The organism is Kitasatospora sp. NPDC059817 (genome assembly GCF_042731835.1).
GTDB lineage: Bacteria > Actinomycetota > Actinomycetes > Streptomycetales > Streptomycetaceae > Kitasatospora.
On sequence record NZ_JBHWIR010000017.1, the window covers coordinates 16,184 to 31,295 of the forward strand.

Annotated in this window: 16 protein-coding genes; 10 read left to right on the top strand and 6 right to left on the bottom strand. The window is 74.0% G+C overall.

The features are described 5' to 3' along the window. The 4 genes from ACFV61_RS06265 to ACFV61_RS06280 all read right to left on the bottom strand — a co-directional run. The coding region (locus ACFV61_RS06265; RefSeq protein WP_380490379.1) for an ADP-ribosylglycohydrolase family protein at positions 1-208 on the bottom strand (208 nt) is incomplete at its 3' end. A gap of 75 nt (positions 209-283) precedes the next feature. Then, positions 284-871 carry a TetR family transcriptional regulator gene (locus ACFV61_RS06270; protein ID WP_380337134.1) on the bottom strand — a complete coding sequence of 196 codons (588 nt, stop codon included), beginning with the start codon at positions 869-871 and terminating at the stop codon, positions 284-286. Positions 872-946: 75 nt separating this feature from the next. Further along, complete coding sequence (locus ACFV61_RS06275; protein ID WP_380490381.1) at positions 947-1,960, bottom strand: aldo/keto reductase; 1,014 nt, start codon at positions 1,958-1,960, stop codon at positions 947-949. Positions 1,961-2,085: 125 nt separating this feature from the next. Further along, positions 2,086-2,952 (bottom strand): class I SAM-dependent methyltransferase, encoded by an 867-nt coding sequence (locus ACFV61_RS06280; protein WP_380490383.1) that lies wholly within the window; start codon positions 2,950-2,952, stop codon positions 2,086-2,088. Between the two features lie 216 nt (positions 2,953-3,168). Here ACFV61_RS06280 and ACFV61_RS06285 point away from each other — a divergent pair, with 216 nt between their 5' ends. From ACFV61_RS06285 to paaE, 8 genes are all read left to right on the top strand, one after another. Then, positions 3,169-4,500, top strand: coding sequence for a sensor histidine kinase (locus tag ACFV61_RS06285; protein ID WP_380490385.1), 1,332 nt, complete (start codon positions 3,169-3,171; stop codon positions 4,498-4,500). Next, positions 4,497-5,156, top strand: a complete 660-nt coding sequence (locus tag ACFV61_RS06290) for a response regulator (RefSeq protein ID WP_380337123.1) — start codon at positions 4,497-4,499, stop codon at positions 5,154-5,156. Before ACFV61_RS06285 ends, ACFV61_RS06290 begins: the two co-directional genes overlap by 4 nt. 764 nt (positions 5,157-5,920) lie before the next feature. Further along, positions 5,921-7,321, top strand: coding sequence for a M20/M25/M40 family metallo-hydrolase (locus ACFV61_RS06295; RefSeq protein ID WP_380490387.1), 1,401 nt, complete (start codon positions 5,921-5,923; stop codon positions 7,319-7,321). 228 nt (positions 7,322-7,549) lie between these two features. Continuing rightward, positions 7,550-8,698: a 1,2-phenylacetyl-CoA epoxidase subunit PaaA gene (gene paaA / locus ACFV61_RS06300; RefSeq protein WP_380490389.1), complete on the top strand. Its 1,149-nt coding sequence runs from the start codon at positions 7,550-7,552 to the stop codon at positions 8,696-8,698. Then, a complete protein-coding gene (gene paaB, locus ACFV61_RS06305; protein WP_030056311.1) occupies positions 8,695-8,988 on the top strand; it encodes a 1,2-phenylacetyl-CoA epoxidase subunit PaaB in 294 nt (97 codons plus the stop codon). Before paaA ends, paaB begins: the two co-directional genes overlap by 4 nt. Positions 8,989-9,001: 13 nt before the next feature. Next, positions 9,002-9,919, top strand: coding sequence for a 1,2-phenylacetyl-CoA epoxidase subunit PaaC (gene paaC / locus ACFV61_RS06310; RefSeq protein ID WP_380490391.1), 918 nt, complete (start codon positions 9,002-9,004; stop codon positions 9,917-9,919). A gap of 8 nt (positions 9,920-9,927) precedes the next feature. Next, on the top strand, positions 9,928-10,485 hold the full coding sequence (gene paaD, locus ACFV61_RS06315) for a 1,2-phenylacetyl-CoA epoxidase subunit PaaD (protein WP_380490393.1): 558 nt from the start codon (positions 9,928-9,930) through the stop codon (positions 10,483-10,485). Continuing rightward, positions 10,486-11,676, top strand: coding sequence for a 1,2-phenylacetyl-CoA epoxidase subunit PaaE (gene paaE / locus ACFV61_RS06320; RefSeq protein ID WP_380490395.1), 1,191 nt, complete (start codon positions 10,486-10,488; stop codon positions 11,674-11,676). It abuts the gene before it with no gap. Between the two features lie 48 nt (positions 11,677-11,724). Here paaE and ACFV61_RS06325 read toward each other — a convergent pair whose 3' ends face one another. After that, positions 11,725-12,834, bottom strand: a complete 1,110-nt coding sequence (locus ACFV61_RS06325; protein ID WP_380490438.1) for an NAD(P)-binding domain-containing protein — start codon at positions 12,832-12,834, stop codon at positions 11,725-11,727. 182 nt (positions 12,835-13,016) lie between these two features. After that, entirely contained in the window at positions 13,017-13,388 is a 372-nt protein-coding gene (locus ACFV61_RS06330) for a YbjQ family protein (protein WP_063349920.1), read from the bottom strand. A 122-nt stretch (positions 13,389-13,510) separates the two neighbouring features. On the opposite strand from ACFV61_RS06330, the gene ACFV61_RS06335 reads away from it, so the two are divergent. Both ACFV61_RS06335 and ACFV61_RS06340 read left to right on the top strand, forming a co-directional pair. After that, entirely contained in the window at positions 13,511-14,443 is a 933-nt protein-coding gene (locus ACFV61_RS06335; RefSeq protein WP_063349921.1) for a hypothetical protein, read from the top strand. Between the two features lie 98 nt (positions 14,444-14,541). Then, positions 14,542-15,036: a hypothetical protein gene (locus tag ACFV61_RS06340; protein ID WP_208869117.1), complete on the top strand. Its 495-nt coding sequence runs from the start codon at positions 14,542-14,544 to the stop codon at positions 15,034-15,036. Positions 15,037-15,112: the final 76 nt, after the last annotated feature.

A 15,112-nucleotide genomic window follows, 5' to 3' on the forward strand; every position in this document is an offset into this window, starting at 1 on the left:
GGCGGACGAGGACCAGCGCCATCGCGGTGTCGTCGGTCCAGTGCCAGGGCGACGGGCGGAGCCGGCGGGCGGCCAGCGCGGCGGGCGCCTCGTCGAGCGGGGCCGAGAACCAGCGGTCGCCGAAGGCGTCGCCGAGGGCGAGCCCTTGCAGACTGTCCAGGGCCGGACGGGTCGGGCGGGGCGGAGGGGTCGGATGGGCCGGACGCATGTCGTCCTCCAGGTGAGATCAACCGTGCCCGGCCGTCGGTGCCCGGGTCAGGGGCGCCCGGGCGTCGGAGGTCCGTCACTTGGCGAGCAGGCCGCCGAGGATGAGCTTCCAGAGGGCCTCGAAACGGTCCTCGATGGTCGGCTCGGACCACGAGGACGCGTACGCCGGGTCGTGGAAGGGGCTGGTGGCGTCGAAGACGGCGCGGGCCGTGGAGAGGATGTGGGCGAGCTTGAACTCCTTCCTCTCCATGCCGTCCTGGACGATCTGGGCGATCTGGGTGACCAGGGTGTCGATGTGCGTCTCGACGATGCCGCTGTTCTCCTCGACCAGCACCATGTAGGTGGCGAACAGCTCCGGGTCATCCAGCGCCTTCTTCCGCTTGGCCGCGAACAGTGTCACCAGCCAGCGGTGCAGCTGCTCGACGGCCGAGCCGGGCTCGGTCGAGATGAAGGCGAGCTGGTGGTGCGCCTGGTCGAGCCAGCGCTGGGTGACCGCCTCGCGCAGCGCGGCCTTGCTCGGGAAGTGGCGGTAGACGCTGCTGTGGCTGACGCCGAGGATCCGGGCGACGTCCACGACGGTGGCCTTGGCCGGGCCGAACCGCCGGAGGACGTCCTCCGCCGCGATCAGGATCTGCTCGGCGGTGAGTGTGGTGTCCGTGGTCACGGGGAGGTCCGTCCTTAGGGTCGTGCGGTCGAGGGTGGTGCTGCCGTCCCCGGCCGTCGGGCCGGTTCGGGTTGGTCAGTGCTCGCTGTCCAGGTGTGCCATCTGGGCGGCAGCGTAGCGGTCGCCCGCTGCGGAGCCGGCGGGGACGGCCGCCTCGATGGCCGCGAGGTCGGCCGCGGTGAGATTGACGTCCAGCGCGCCCAGCGCTTCGGTGAGGCGGTCGCGGCGGCGGGCGCCGACCAGCGGAACGACGTCCTCCCCGCGCGAGGCGACCCAGGCGATGGCGACCTGGGCGACGCTCGCCCCCTTCGCGGCGGCCACCGCGCGCAGCGCCTCGACGAGCGCGAGGTTGTGGGCCAGGTTGTCGCCCTGGAAGCGCGGGCTGTGGCCACGGAAGTCGGTGCCGGCCAGGGCGCGGCCCTGGTCCCAGTGGCCGCTGAGCAGGCCGCGCGAGAGCACGCCGTAGGCGGTGATGCCGATGCCGAGCTCGCGGGCGGTGGGGAGGATGGCGTCCTCGATCGAGCGGGAGATCAGCGAGTACTCGATCTGCAGGTCGCTGATCGGGTGGACGGCGGCGGCGCGGCGCAGGGTGTCGGCGCCGACCTCCGACAGGCCGATGTGGCCGACGTAGCCGGCCTTCACCAGGTCCGCGATGGCGCCGACGGTCTCCTCGATCGGGACGTTCGGGTCCAGGCGGGCGGGGCGGTAGACGTCGATGTGGTCGGTGCGCAGGCGGCGCAGCGTGTAGGCGAGGGCGGTCTTGGTGGCGGCGGGGCTCGCGTTGTAGCCGAGCCACTGGCCGTCCGGGCCGCGCTGGGCGCCGAACTTCACGCTGATCTGCACGCTCTCGCGGGTGTGGCCGCGCAGGGCCTCGTGGATCAGCAGCTCGTTGTGGCCCATGCCGTAGAAGTCGCCGGTGTCGAGCAGGGTGACCCCGGCGTCGATCGCGGCGTGGATGGTGGCGATGCTCTCGGCCTCGTCGGCCGGGCCGTACAGGTCGGACATGCCCATGCAGCCGAGGCCGAGGGTGGAGGTGACCGGTCCGGAGTTGCCGAGGGTGCGCTGTGTGGGGCGGGAGGTCGTGGCCACGGGGACTCCAGGGGTGGGTGTGGCGATGGGTGGGGTGACCCGGAGTCCACTATGGCACGACAGCGAACAGATTTCAAAATCTGTTCGCTGTCGTCTGTTATCTGTTATCTGAAAGCTGTCGCCTGTTATCTGTCACCCGCCGACCCGATCGGCCGCCCGGCTGCGGTTCTCGTGCGAGAGGGTGCCTCGTCGGCTGCGGCCTCGCCTGCCGGGGGCTCTGGCGGCGAGGTCGGACCCCAGTCCTCCCGTCCGCCCGGTGCCCGGAGCAGGTAGGCGCGGGCCGGCGGCAGGTTGCGCCACACCGTGCGCTCGCCCAGCCCGTACGTCGCCTCGAACCGCCGCAGCAGTCGCACCACTGCCCGGTGGCGGGCGCTCTGCCGGGGCCCCGAGGACAGGGTGCGAGCCGTCGTCGTGCCGAGGTAGCCGAAGTACGTCAGCTCGCCCCCGGGCAGCAACAGCCGCAGGTAGAGGTCGAGGAGGCGGCGCACCTGGGCCGGCTCGAAGTTGGTGAACGGCAGGCCCGACACGATCACGTCGTACCGCTCGTCCGTCTCGCCGGCCCCGCCCGCTCGGCCCGTCTCGTTGGTCTTGTCCTGGGGCAGTTCCTCCACCCGGCAGGCCGACAGTCGCAGGGCGACGCCTGGGCGTCGTGCGGCCAGCACCGGGTCCTCCCGCAACCGGTCGGCGAAGCGCGGGTTCGCCTCGACGACGTGCAACCGGTCGCCCGGGAGCAGTACTTGGGCCAGCCGGCGGGTCACCACGCCCGTCCCGGCGCCGACTTCCAGCACCGAGATCGGCCGATTCGGGCGGCTCGTGGCCGGAACCGTCAGGGCGTTCACCAGGTCCTCGCCGCTCGGTGCCAGCGCGCCGGTGTCGTGGAAGGTGCGCAGGGCCTCGGCGAGGAACAGCAGGTGGTCCCCGGCGGATCGTGAACTACGCTGCGGGCCAAGGGAGTCGAGGTGGGGGCGGGGGCGGAGCTTTTCGGTGGTCATGCCGTCGACGCTAGGTAGCCTGGCCGCACCCCGAATCGGCCGACGAGCGACCCGTACCCCCGACGAAAGTCGAGGGCACGGGTACCTGGGAGAAGGGGGCGCCCGCCCGCCGCCCGCCCGTAGCATCGAGTCGAATCGAGCCGGACGGAGGGACGGGCGACGGACGGACGGAGAGGGCGCGGGGGGAGCCTGATGCGAGAAGACGGGAGCGGCCCGATGCGCACAGGCCTGCTGGGCTGGTACGGCCCGGACCGCCGGTTGTGGAGCGACACCCTGCTGCTGCTCGGCATCCTCGCGCTCACCGCCGAGGAGGGCCTCTCCCAGTGGGTCCACGCCGACGAGCCGTTGCGGCTGCCCCGGACGGTCGTGGCCGCTCTCGCCCCGCTCTCCCTGCTGTTCGCCCGTCGCTACCCGATGGCCTCCGCCGTCCTGCCGGTGCTCACCGGCGGCCTGTTCAACCGCGCCTTTCCCGGACTGTTCAGCGTCTACTACCTCGCCTCCCTCGGCCGGACCGGCCCGGCGGTGGCCGGCGGCGCCCTCATCGCAGTGGTGAGCGCGACCCGAGCCGACTCGCTGGTCGGCTGGGCGGGCACCACCGGATCCCAACTCCTCGTCCAGGCAGCGACCTTGTCCGTCGGCCTGTGGCTGCACGGCCGCCGGGTGCTGATCCGCACCCTGCACGAGCAGGTGGACGTGCTGCGCCGGGAGCGCGAGTTGCGCGCCGAACGGGCCCGGGCCGCCGAGCGGGCCCGGATCGCCCGGGAGATGCACGACGTGCTCGCCCACCGTCTCAGCCTGCTGGTGCTGCACGCCGGGGTGCTGCGCGACCAGGCCCTCGCCGGCACCGTCGCCGCCGACCCGGACCGGCTCACCCACCGCCTCGAACTGCTGCGCACCACCGCCGCCCACTCGCTCGACGACCTGCGCGACGTCCTCGGCGCCCTGCGGGCCGACCCGCCGACAGCACCGGCCGCCGAGGAGGTGCCGGCCGCACCGCCCCGGGCGGAGCGCGTCCCGGCGCCCGCGCTGCGCGATCTCACCGAACTCGTCGGCGAGGCCACTTCGGCCGGGCAGCAGGTCGAACTGGCCCTCGCCGGCGATCCGGAGACCGTCCCCACCACCCACCGGCTGGCCGTGCACCGTCTGGTCCAGGAGGCGCTGACCAACGCCCGCAAGTACGCGCACGCCGCGCCCGTCACCGTCCGGGTCCGTTACGGCGCCCCGGCCACCACCGTCGAGGTCCGCAACGGCCCGGGGGAGGCGTCGCCGAACGGGCCGGGCACCGGCGGCGGGTACGGTCTGGTGGGGCTCACCGAACGGGTCGACGCGCTCGGCGGCCACCTCGACGCGGGATCGGACGGCGGTGGCGGCTTCCGGCTCGCGGCCCGCCTGCCCGCACCGGAGCGCCCGCCGCAGACCGTGCCAGAACCCGTGCCAGGACCAGTGCCTGGGCCCGTCCCAGGACCGGGGCGCGACCCCGGATCCGGGCCTTCCTCGACCCCTGCTCCCTCCCCGACCCCGACCCCGAAGCCGAAGGACGACGCATGATCCGTACGATGGTGGTCGACGACGACGCGCTGGTGCGGCTCGGTCTCGTCGACCTGCTCGCCCAGGACCCGGCCCTCACCGTGGTCGCCGAGGCCACCGACGGACTGCAGGCCGTCGAACTCGCCCGCAGCCAGCGGATCGACGTGGCGCTCATGGACATCCGGATGCCCCGGCTCGACGGCATCGCCGCCACCAGGCGCCTGCGCGAACTGCCCGACGCCCCGCGCGTGATCGCGCTCACCACCTTCGATCTCGACGAGTACGTGTACCAGGCGCTCGCCGCCGGGGCCGACGGCTTCCTGCTCAAGGACACCCCGCCCGCCGAGATCGCGCGGGCCGTCCACGTCGTCGCCGCCGGCCAGGGGATGCTGCACCCGGCGGCCGCGCGGCGCCTGATCGACCGCTACCACCGCACCGGTGCGCCCCGGTCGGTCGCCGCCCGCAATCGGGTCGCCGGGCTGACGCCGCGCGAGACGGACGTGCTGCGCGAACTCGCCGACGGGCTCTCCAACGCGGAGATCGCGGGCGTCCTCGGGATGCGCGAGAGCACCGTGAAGGCGCACGTCAGCCGGATCCTGACCGGGCTGGGCGTCGGCAACCGGGTCCAGGCCGCGCTGCTCGCGCGCGATGCCGGGCTGGTCGAGGACGGCGCCTGAGTCGGAGCCTGCCAGCGGTGCCCTGAGTCGGCGCCCTGCAGTTGGTGCCGGGCAGTGCAGGGCAGTGCAGGGCGGTGCCGTCGTGGCTCGTGTGGTCGCTGGTCCTGCCGATGCCCGACGCCCGGTGGTGCGCACGGTGGCGGGTGGGGCGTCATGTCGTCCGGTGTTCACGCGAGTGTTCCCGGGGCGTCGGACCGGGCTCCCCCTGAGCCGGTCGCGTGCTCCCGGTTCGTACCGCGCGCTGAGCCGTTGTCACCCATCCGGCGTGGAAATCCCGCGCCTTGGCGGTTTGCGCTGCCGAACCCGGGCGGCGGGTCCATGGTGGAGATGGGCGCGATCCGGCGACCGCGCCCGCGCGCCGATCCAGGCCCGCGCGCCGCGCGCCCGCCGCTGTTCTCCGACGGGTGTCCGAGGTTGAGGGCCCGGTCCCGGCACGCTGGGAGCAGGGCCACCTCGCAGGAAGCCGAACGGTTCTTCTAGGCTCACATCTCGGCTTCCCTGCGGCGGTCCGGCCCGTTGCGCCCGCCGTCAGGAAGCCGCCGTCCACGGGGCCCCGGGCGGACCGGGGCCACCGGATCGAGCGAGGAGGACGTAATGCCAAGCACGCCGCCCAGCCGTTCCACCGCACTTGGGCCAGACGGTCCGTTCCGAAGGGCCGGGCACCATCCCGGTCGATCGGCGCGGTCCAGCCGGGCCTGGCAGCCGGGTTGGGGTGGCCGGCCGGTCCGGCCGCTGAATACCGGCAGCGGCCGCGGAGGCGAACGTTGAGTCCCCAGATCGTCGGGTCGCCCGCCGCGCCGAGTGCCGCCGCAGCCCCCGACGGTGACTCCGCCCCCGCGCCCGCCCCTGCCTCGGACCGCGCCCCCGTTGACCTCCCGGCCGCTGCTGACGGTGAGGCCCTCACCGCTACCACCAGCGCTACCACCACCGCTCATGCCACGGCCACAGCCACGGCCACCGTCACAGCCTCGGCCACCGCTGCCGCGACCGCCGCGCTCCCCGGCCTGCCGCAGGCCCTCAGTACTCGCGCCCGTACGCTGGCCGGGGCCGTCCGGCGCCGGTGCACGGACCTGGCCCGGATCGAGTCACCCAGCGGAGACGTACCCAGACTCGACGCTCTCGCCGAGGAGTTGAGCGCCGGGTTCAGTGCCACCGGTGCCACCGCGCGACGCGAGCCCGGGCCGGCCGGCGACCACCTCGTCCTGGATTGGGAGGGGCAGGACGAGACCCTGCCGCACCTGTTGATCGTCGGCCACCACGACACCGTCTGGCCGGTCGGCACCCTCGCCGACTGGCCGGTCACCGAGCAGGACGGTCTGCTCAGCGGCCCCGGCGTCGTCGACATGAAGGGCGGACTCGCCATCCTGGAAGGCGCGTTCGCCCTGCTCGCCGACCTCGGGCAGCGGCCGCACCGCGCCGTCCGGCTGGTCGTCGTCTCCGACGAGGAGGTCGGCAGTCCGGACGGACGGCGCCTGGTCGAGCGCCAGTTGCGCGGCGCGGCCGCGGTCCTGGGGCTCGAACCTCCGCACCCCGACGGCCGGTTGAAGACGGCCCGGCGCGGCAGCACCCGGGTCCGGCTCACCGTCACCGGGCGTGAGGCCCACGCGGGCAACGACGCCCACGACGGGGTGTCGGCGGTCGACGAACTCGTCGACCAGCTCGTCGTCGTCCGCGGCCTCGCGGGACAGCCGGGGACGGAGCTCAACGCCGGTCGGATCAGCGGGGGTTCGCGGGCCAACGTGGTCGCGGGCCGGGCCGAGGCCGAGCTCGGCCTGCGGTTCTCCACCGCCGAGGCACAGCGCCGTACGCTCGACAACCTGGCTCGGCTCACCGCGCTGCGCCCGGGGGCCAGGGTCCGGACCGAGGTGCTGTCCAGCCGCCCGGCGTGGCCCGAGCGCACCGGCAACCCGCTGCTGCGGCACGTTCGTTCACTCGCGGCGGTGCTCGGGCAGCAGCTGGACGGTGGACCGGCGGGCGGTGCGGGGGACACCAACCTGCCGGGCTCGCGCGGGCTGCCGACGCTGGACGGCTTCGGCGCGGTCGGTGCCGGCGCTCACGCCCGGCACGAGCACATCCGGCTCGACCAGCTGGCACCCCGGATCGCCCTGCTGGCCGCGCTCCTCGCCGTACCGCTGCCGAGGCTGCGCGACCGCACGGAGGGTTGAGCGGGCCGCCGACGGCCGGGGGCTATCGGCGAGCAGAGAGCAGAGAGTAGAAAACAGAGAACAGAAGACGGGTGACAAGTAACAGCTAACAGATAACAGCTAACAGATAATGAAATCTGTTAGCTGTTATCTGTTTGTCGCCCGCCCGCCGCCTGCGCCCACCGCCCACCGCCCGAAACCCCGCCCCTCGCCCACATCCCTTGCCATCCCTCCGTCTCGCCGCGCAGAATGGTGCCGACCGAACGGTCAGTCGGTTGGCGCCATGGGCGCCGGCGCGGGACACGAGAGGTGATCGTGGTGACAGCAGAGGTGGCCGAGGCGGTCCCCGCGCAGGCGCAGGAGGACCGGTTCGAGGCGGTCGTCGCCGCCGAGCAGCGGATCGAGCCCAGGGACTGGATGCCCGACGCCTACCGGGCCACGTTGATCCGCCAGATCGCCCAGCACGCCCACTCCGAGATCATCGGCATGCAGCCCGAGGGGAACTGGCTCACCCGCGCCCCCTCGCTGCGCCGCAAGGCGATCCTGCTCGCCAAGGCCCAGGACGAGGCCGGCCACGGCCTCTACCTCTACGCCGCCGCCGAGACCCTGGGTGTCGACCGCGCCGAGCTCACCGAGAAGCTGATCTCCGGCCGACAGAAGTACTCCTCGATCTTCAACTACCCGACCCTCACCTTCGCCGACGTCGGCGTGATCGGCTGGCTGGTCGACGGCGCCGCGATCTGCAACCAGGTCCCGCTCTGCCGCTGCAGCTACGGCCCGTACGCCCGCGCCATGGTGCGGATCTGCAAGGAGGAGTCGTTCCACCAGCGTCAGGGCTATGAGCTGCTGATGACACTGATGCGCGGTACCGAGGCGCAGCGCCGGATGGTCCAGGACGCGGTGGACCGCTGGTGGTGGCCGTCTCTGATGATGTTCGGGCCCCCGGACGCCGACTCGCCGAACACCGCCCGCTCGATGGCCTGGCGGATCAAGCGGCACACCAACGACGAGCTGCGCCAGCGCTTCGTCGACATGACCGTCCCGCAGGCCGAGCACCTGGGCGTCACGCTCCCGGACCCCGAGCTGCGCTGGAACGAGGAACGCGGCGGCTGGGACTTCGGCGAGCCGGACTGGTCCGAGCTGACCAGGGTCATCCACGGCCAGGGCCCGTGCAACACCCAGCGGGTCGAACGCCGCCGGACGGCGCACGAGGACGGTGCCTGGGTCCGTGAGGCGGCCGTCGCCTACGCGGCCAAGCGCCGCGCCGAACAGTCCGCCGAACCCGTGCTGCCCGAACCCGCGCTGCCCGGAGCCGGACAGAACGGAGCCGAACAGTCCGCCGGACCCGGGCAGCCCGGGCGTACGGGCGAGCCCACGGAACAGGAGAACGGAAAGTGACCGAGTCCAAGGCCGGCTGGCCGCTGTACGAGGTGTTCGTGCGCCCCCGACGCGGGCTGAACCACGTCCACGTCGGTTCGCTGCACGCGGCCGACGACCGGATGGCCCTGCTCGCCGCCCGCGACCTCTACACCCGCCGCAACGAGGGCGTCAGCCTCTGGGTGGTCCGCTCGGACGCGATCACCGCCTCCACCCCGGACGAGCGCGACCCGTTCTTCGAGCCCAGCGGGGACAAGGTCTACCGCCACCCGACCTTCTACGACATCCCCGAGGATGTCCCGCACATCTGACGGGGGAACCGCCATGCAGGACCACAGCACGCAGGCCGGCGCCGGCGCCGACCCCGACGACCACGTCTACCTCGGCCTCGCCGAAGCCGCGCCCGGCCCCGAAGGCGAGGGCCGCTGGGCGTACGGGACGGGCTTCGCCGACCCGCTGCTCGGCGTGGACACCGCCGTGCCCGCCGGGGTGGACGGCGCAGACCTCGCCGCCTACTGCCTGATGCTCGGCGACGACGCCCTGATCCTCTCCCAGCGCCTGATCGAGTGGTGCACCCGGGCGCCCGAGCTGGAGGAGGAGGTCGCGCTCGCCAACCTGGGCCTCGATCTGCTCGGCCAGGCCCGCCTGCTGCTCACCCGGGCCGGCCAGTCGGACGGCTCCGGCCGCACCGAGGACGACCTGGCGTACTGGCGGGAGGACCACGAGTTCCGCAACGTCCGGTTGGTCGAGGTCCCGAACGGCGACTTCGCCCACTCGGTCACCCGGCTGTTGCTGTTCGCCACCGCGCGGTGCGCGCTGTACGAGGCGTTGAGCGCGCACCCGGACCCGGTGCTGGCGGCGGTCGCCGCCCGGGGCGTCAAGGAGCTGGCGTACCACCGCGAGTACGCCACCGCCTGGACGCTTCGGCTCGGTGACGGCACGCCGTACTCCTCGGCGCGGATGCAGGCCGGGCTGGACGCGCTCTGGCCGCTGCTGGAGGAACTGTTCACGGCCCACCCGGTGGAGCTGCGGACGGGCGCCGATCCGGCGGCGCTGCGCGAACCGGTGCTGCGCTCGCTCGGCGCCGTGCTCGCCGAGGCCGGGCTGACCGTACCGGACGGGCAGCCGCTGGCCACCGTGCTCGGCCGGGCCGGCCGGGACGGCGTGCACACCGAGGCGCTCGGCCCGCTGCTCGCCGAATTCCAGGTGCTGGCCCGCGCGCACCCGGGGGCGACGTGGTGAGCGCGGCGGTGACGGAGCGCGGGACGGCCTGGGAGGTCGCGGCGGCCGTGCCGGACCCGGAGCTGCCCATGCTGACCCTGGCCGACCTGGGCGTGCTGGCCGAGGTGGAGGTGGACGACGGCGCGGTGACCGCCTGGCTGACCCCGACCTACTCGGGCTGCCCCGCCGTGGCCGAGATGGCCGCCGACGTGGACCGGCGGCTGCGCGCGGCCGGGTACCGGGACGTCCGGGTCCGGCTGCGGTTGGATCCGCCGTGGTCGACCGATCTGATCACGGCCGAGGGCCGCCGCAAACTCGCCGAGGCGGGCATCGCCCCGCCGCGGCCGACCTCCGCCGCCGGCGTGGCCGGCGCGGTCCCGCTCGTGCTCGGTCCCACCCGCACCACCGCCCCCGCCGCCGCTCTGGCCGGCACTGCCGCAGCCGCAGCCGCAGCCGCTCCCGTGCCCTGCCCGCGCTGCGGCGGCGTGGACACGGAGGAGCTGTCCCGCTTCGGTTCCACCGCCTGCAAGGCGCTCTGGCGCTGCCGCGCCTGCCGGGAGCCGTTCGAACGCGTCAAGGAGATCTGAATGCCCGCCGCTTCGCACGCCGCCTCCCCGGCCGACGCCGACGCCCCGGCCGACGCCGCCGCGCACGCTGACGCCGACGCCCCCGCTGAGGCCGCGGTCTCCACGGTGCGCCCCGCCCGCCGCCCGACCTTCCACCGGCTGCGGATCGAGCGGGTCGAGCGGCTCTGCGACGACGCCGTGGCGGTGACCTTCGCGGTGCCGGACGGGCTCGCGGTGGACTTCGCCTTCCGGCCGGGGCAGACCCTGACGCTGCGCAAGGTGGTGGACGGCGTCGACGAGCGCCGCTCGTACTCGATCTGCGCCCCCGTCGGCGGGCCGCTGCGGATCGCCGTCCGGGAGGTGCCCGGCGGGCTGTTCTCCCGGTGGCTGGTGCGGGACGCGGGGCCGGGCGAGGAGGTGGACGTGCTGACGCCGTCGGGCCTGTTCACCCCCGACCTCGGCGTTCCGGCCGAGCACGTGCTGCTCGCGGCCGGTTCCGGCATCACCCCGATGCTGTCGATCGCCGCGTCCGTCCTGGCCGCCGACCGCAGCTCCACCGTCACCCTGCTGTACGGCAACCGGCGCAGCGACACCGTGATGTTCGCGGACGAGCTGGCCGACCTGAAGGACCGCTACCTCGGCCGCTTCCAGCTGGTCCACGTCCTGTCCCGGGAGACCCGTGACGCGGAACTGCTCAGCGGGCGGCTGGACCCGGAGCGGGTGCGGGCGCTTCTGGCGGCGCTGGTGGATGCCGGGAGCGTCGGGCACTGGTGGCTGTGCGGCCCGTTCGGGATGGTCGTCGGGGCGAAGGAGTTGCTCGCCGGGCTGGGCGTGCCGGGCGAGCGCGTGCACCAGGAACTGTTCCACGCCGAGGACGAGCCGGTGTCCGAGCGCCCGGAGGACCGGGACGGCGCGGCGGGAGCGGCCGACGGCCCGCACAGCGAGGTCACCGTCGTCCTGGACGGGCGCGGCAGCACGCTCTCCCTGCCGTGCGACCGCTCGATCCTGGACGGCGCCCAGCGCTCCCGCCCCGACCTGCCGTTCGCCTGCAAGGGCGGGGTCTGCGGCACCTGCCGCGCGCTGGTCACCGAGGGCGAGGTCGAGATGCGCCGCAACTTCGCGCTGGAGGAGAAGGAGCTGGCTGCCGGCTACGTCCTCACCTGCCAGGCCCGCCCGCTCACCGACCGGGTGACGGTCGACTACGACCGCTGAGCGGCCGGCCGCCGCACCCTTCCCCTCCTGCTTCCCCTCCTGACTGCTTCAGACCACGGCCGGGGCGGGCAGCCTGGCCGGATCGCCGAGCAGGTGGACGAGGTCGCTGACGGCGGCGCGACCGGCCCGGTTGGCGCCGATGGTGCTGGCGGACGGGCCGTAGCCGACCAGGTGGACGCGAGGGTCGGCGGTGGCGCGGGTGCCGGTGAGCGCGATGCCGCCGCCGGGGGAGCGCAGCCCGAGCGGGGCCAGGTGGCCGACCTCCGGGCGGAAGCCGGTGGCCCACACGATCGCGTCCACCGTCAGCTCCTCCTCCCCCCAGGCGACGCCGTGCTCGGTGAGCCGGTCGAACATCGGGCGGCGGTGCAGCGCGCCCAGTTCCTCGGCACGCCGGTAGGCGACCGACGGGCCGAGCCCGGTGACGCTCACCACGCTGCGCACCGGCAGGCCCTGCCGGACCCGTTCCTCGACCTTGGCGACCACCGTGCGCCCGTACTCGGGGGTGAACGGCCCCTCGTGGTAGACGGGCGGGGTCCGGGTGACCCAGACCGTCTCGCCGACCGCCGCCACCTCGGACAGCACCTGGATCGCCGAAGCGCCCCCGCCCACCACCAGGACGCGCCGGCCGGCGAACTCCCCGGGGCCGCGGTAGTCGGCGTAGTGCAGTTGGCGACCGGCGAAGTGGCCCGGGTAGTGGGGCAGGAAGGGGCGGGTCCAGGTGCCGGTGGCGTTGATCAGCGCGCGGGTGGACCAGGTGCTGTGGTCGGTCTCGACCAGCAGCCGGGAGTCCGGGCGGTCCGACTCGGCGCGCACCGCGCGAACCGCGACGGGGCGTACGACCGGGAGCGCGTGCCTGGCCTCGTACGCCGCGAAGTACCCCGGTACGACCTCGCGCGCCGGGGCCTCGGGGTCGGGCGCGGGGAGTTCGGCGTCCGGGAGGTCATGGAAACCGTGCACGGTGGCCATCCGCAGGGACGGTGAGCGGTGTGCCCAGGCGCCGCCCGGCGCGGGGTTGGCGTCGAGCACGACGAAGCCGCCGTCGGCGTCCGCCCGGTAGGGGGCGAAGCCGCGGCGGTTGAGGTGGTAGGCGGCGGACAGTCCGGCCTGTCCGGCGCCCACCACCAGGACGTCCACCGCGAGGCCGTCCACCACCTCGATGTCCACTACCAGGGCGTCCGCGTGCCGCTGCCCGCCATTGGTTGCACCGTAAACAGTCACGCCGGTGAAACATTGGGGGTGCGGCGGGTGTTCCCGCGTCTGCGGGTGCTTGCGGTCCCGGGGTGCTTGCCGTCCCGCCGCGTGGCGCCCCGCGCGGGCGACGGGTCAGCTCGGGCGCCGGGTCAGGCGGCCGGGGAGATCACCGCTGCCGTGCCGTAGGCACAGACCTCGGTGCCGACGTCCGCCGCCTCCGTCACGTCGAAGCGCATCATCAGCACCGCGTTTCCGCCGCGCGCCTTGGTCTGCTCGATCAGCCGCTGCATCGCCTCGTTGCGGCTCTCGACCAGGGTCTTCGTCAGGCCCCGCAGCTCGCCGCCGATCAGCGACTTCAGTCCGGCGCCGATCTGGCTGCCGATGTGGCGGCTGCGCACGGTCAGCCCGAAGACCTCGCCGATCACATGATCGACCCGGAAGCCGGGGATGTCGTTGGTGGTTACGACCAGGACGTCGGCGTTCGGGCCCTGCCCGCCGCCGTACTCGTTGATGTCAGCCATGGGCCCATCCTGCCCTGTCGTACGTCCGAGTGATCGAGGCGGGGCCGGGCGATGGCCGAGAAGGGGTCCAGAAGCTGGTTCAGACCGGTGATCGGGCGGCCGAAAGGCCGTACCGTAGCCCCATGGGCGAGCGAAGCGATCATCCACAGGGGCCGGGCGCGGCGGAGGACTCCGGCGCGCAGGAGATCGAGGCGACGGTGGTGCTGGGCCTGCGGATCACCGACTGGCCGGCGCTGCGCGCCGCCGCGATCAGGGCCGTCGAGGAGCTGGTGTTCGAGGGCATCGACCCGGCCGGCCAGCGCCGTGAGCTGCTGCGCGAGGTCTCCGAGGACGCCAACGCGGCGCTCGGCGCACTGCTGCACCCGGACCGGCTGGTGGCCGCGATCCCCGGGGTCGAGGCGATCGGCGGCACGCTGGAGATCAGCGTCACCGAGGACTTCGCGCCGGACTTCGCCGAGCTGTTCCCGCTGGAGGGCGACGAGGACGAGGACGGCGGCGCCGGCGCGGACTGGACCCTCACCCCGCGCACCGCCTGCCTCCTGCACGCCCAGCTGATCGGCCTGGCCGACGCCGCCTACGACGACTTCGACGAGCACGGTGACGACCCGGTCGTCGACGGCGAGGACGCCGACTGGTCGCTCTACGCCCGCCTGCCCCAGCGCACCTGGCGGCTGCACCGGAACTGGCGCCGCGCCATGGCCCGGGCCCTCGACGACCTGGCCGACGACCTCGCGCTCGGTGAATGGCCGCTGCCGCGCTGTCTGGCCGAGGACATCGGGCTGCGGATGGCCCTGGTGGACGCCCGGGCCCTGCTCGGCGCGCAGCCCGAGTCGGTGGCCGACATGATGGGCGACCTGCCGGCCGACCTGTACGACTACGACTGGGACGGCTGCCACGACGAACTGTTCGGCGTCTACGGACCGGACGACGGCGACCCGGAGCTGGGCGCCGAGCAGCGCACCGAGGTGCTGCTGGCGGCCACGCACCCGGAGGGCTGGTTCCTGACGTACGAGGACGCGGAGGCGCGGGACCCGCAGCGCGGCTACCGGCGCTGACCGGCCGCCGGGCTGGTCCGGTCCGGTTTTCGGGCCGGGCTGGGGTGGTTCGAAAGGCTTTTCGGGCGCCGCGACGGGTGGGCGACTAGGCTGCGGGCATGTCCGATACGTCTGATGTGCGTGCGGGTCCGGCAGGCGGGGACGACCAGGTGTTCACCCGGATCGCGCTCGGCCTGGACGGCGTCCAGGCCGCCCAGCACGGGCGGACGGCCGAGGCGCGGGCCAGCTTCGAGGCGCTCTGGGCGGCGCTCGGCGAGCGGGGCGACGTCTTCCACCGCTGCGTCCTCGCCCACTACCTGGCCGACCTGCAGGACGATCCGCAGGACGAGCTGGAGTGGGACCGGCGGGCGCTGGCCGCCGCCGACTCGCTGACCGCCGAGCGCGCCCAGACCTACGAGTCCGCCCTCCAGGTGCGCGCGTTCTACCCCTCACTGCACCTCAACCTGGCCTCGGACCACCTCAAGCTCGGCGAGCCCGACCTCGCGCGCGAGCAGCTGGAACGCGCCGTGCGCAGCCTGGACGCGCTCCCCGAGGACGCCTACAGCGCGAGCATCCGGTCGGCCGTCGACGAACTGCGGCAGCGGCTGCGTTGAGCGGTGGTGTGCGGTGGTGTGCGGTGGCGGGGGCGGGGGTTGGCAGGGGCAGGGGCGTACGGGCCCCCGGCACCGC

Coding starts and splice junctions, on each gene's coding strand:
- ACFV61_RS06280 (WP_380490383.1), bottom strand. CDS start 2,952: ATGACCACCGAAAAGCTCCGCCCCCGCCCCCACCTCGACTCCCTTGGC.
- ACFV61_RS06330 (WP_063349920.1), bottom strand. CDS start 13,388: ATGGCTGACATCAACGAGTACGGCGGCGGGCAGGGCCCGAACGCCGAC.
- ACFV61_RS06335 (WP_063349921.1), top strand. CDS start 13,511: ATGGGCGAGCGAAGCGATCATCCACAGGGGCCGGGCGCGGCGGAGGAC.
- paaA (WP_380490389.1), top strand. CDS start 7,550: ATGGTGCCGACCGAACGGTCAGTCGGTTGGCGCCATGGGCGCCGGCGC.
- paaE (WP_380490395.1), top strand. CDS start 10,486: ATGCCCGCCGCTTCGCACGCCGCCTCCCCGGCCGACGCCGACGCCCCG.
- paaC (WP_380490391.1), top strand. CDS start 9,002: ATGCAGGACCACAGCACGCAGGCCGGCGCCGGCGCCGACCCCGACGAC.
- ACFV61_RS06285 (WP_380490385.1), top strand. CDS start 3,169: ATGCGCACAGGCCTGCTGGGCTGGTACGGCCCGGACCGCCGGTTGTGG.
- ACFV61_RS06340 (WP_208869117.1), top strand. CDS start 14,542: ATGTCCGATACGTCTGATGTGCGTGCGGGTCCGGCAGGCGGGGACGAC.
- ACFV61_RS06290 (WP_380337123.1), top strand. CDS start 4,497: ATGATCCGTACGATGGTGGTCGACGACGACGCGCTGGTGCGGCTCGGT.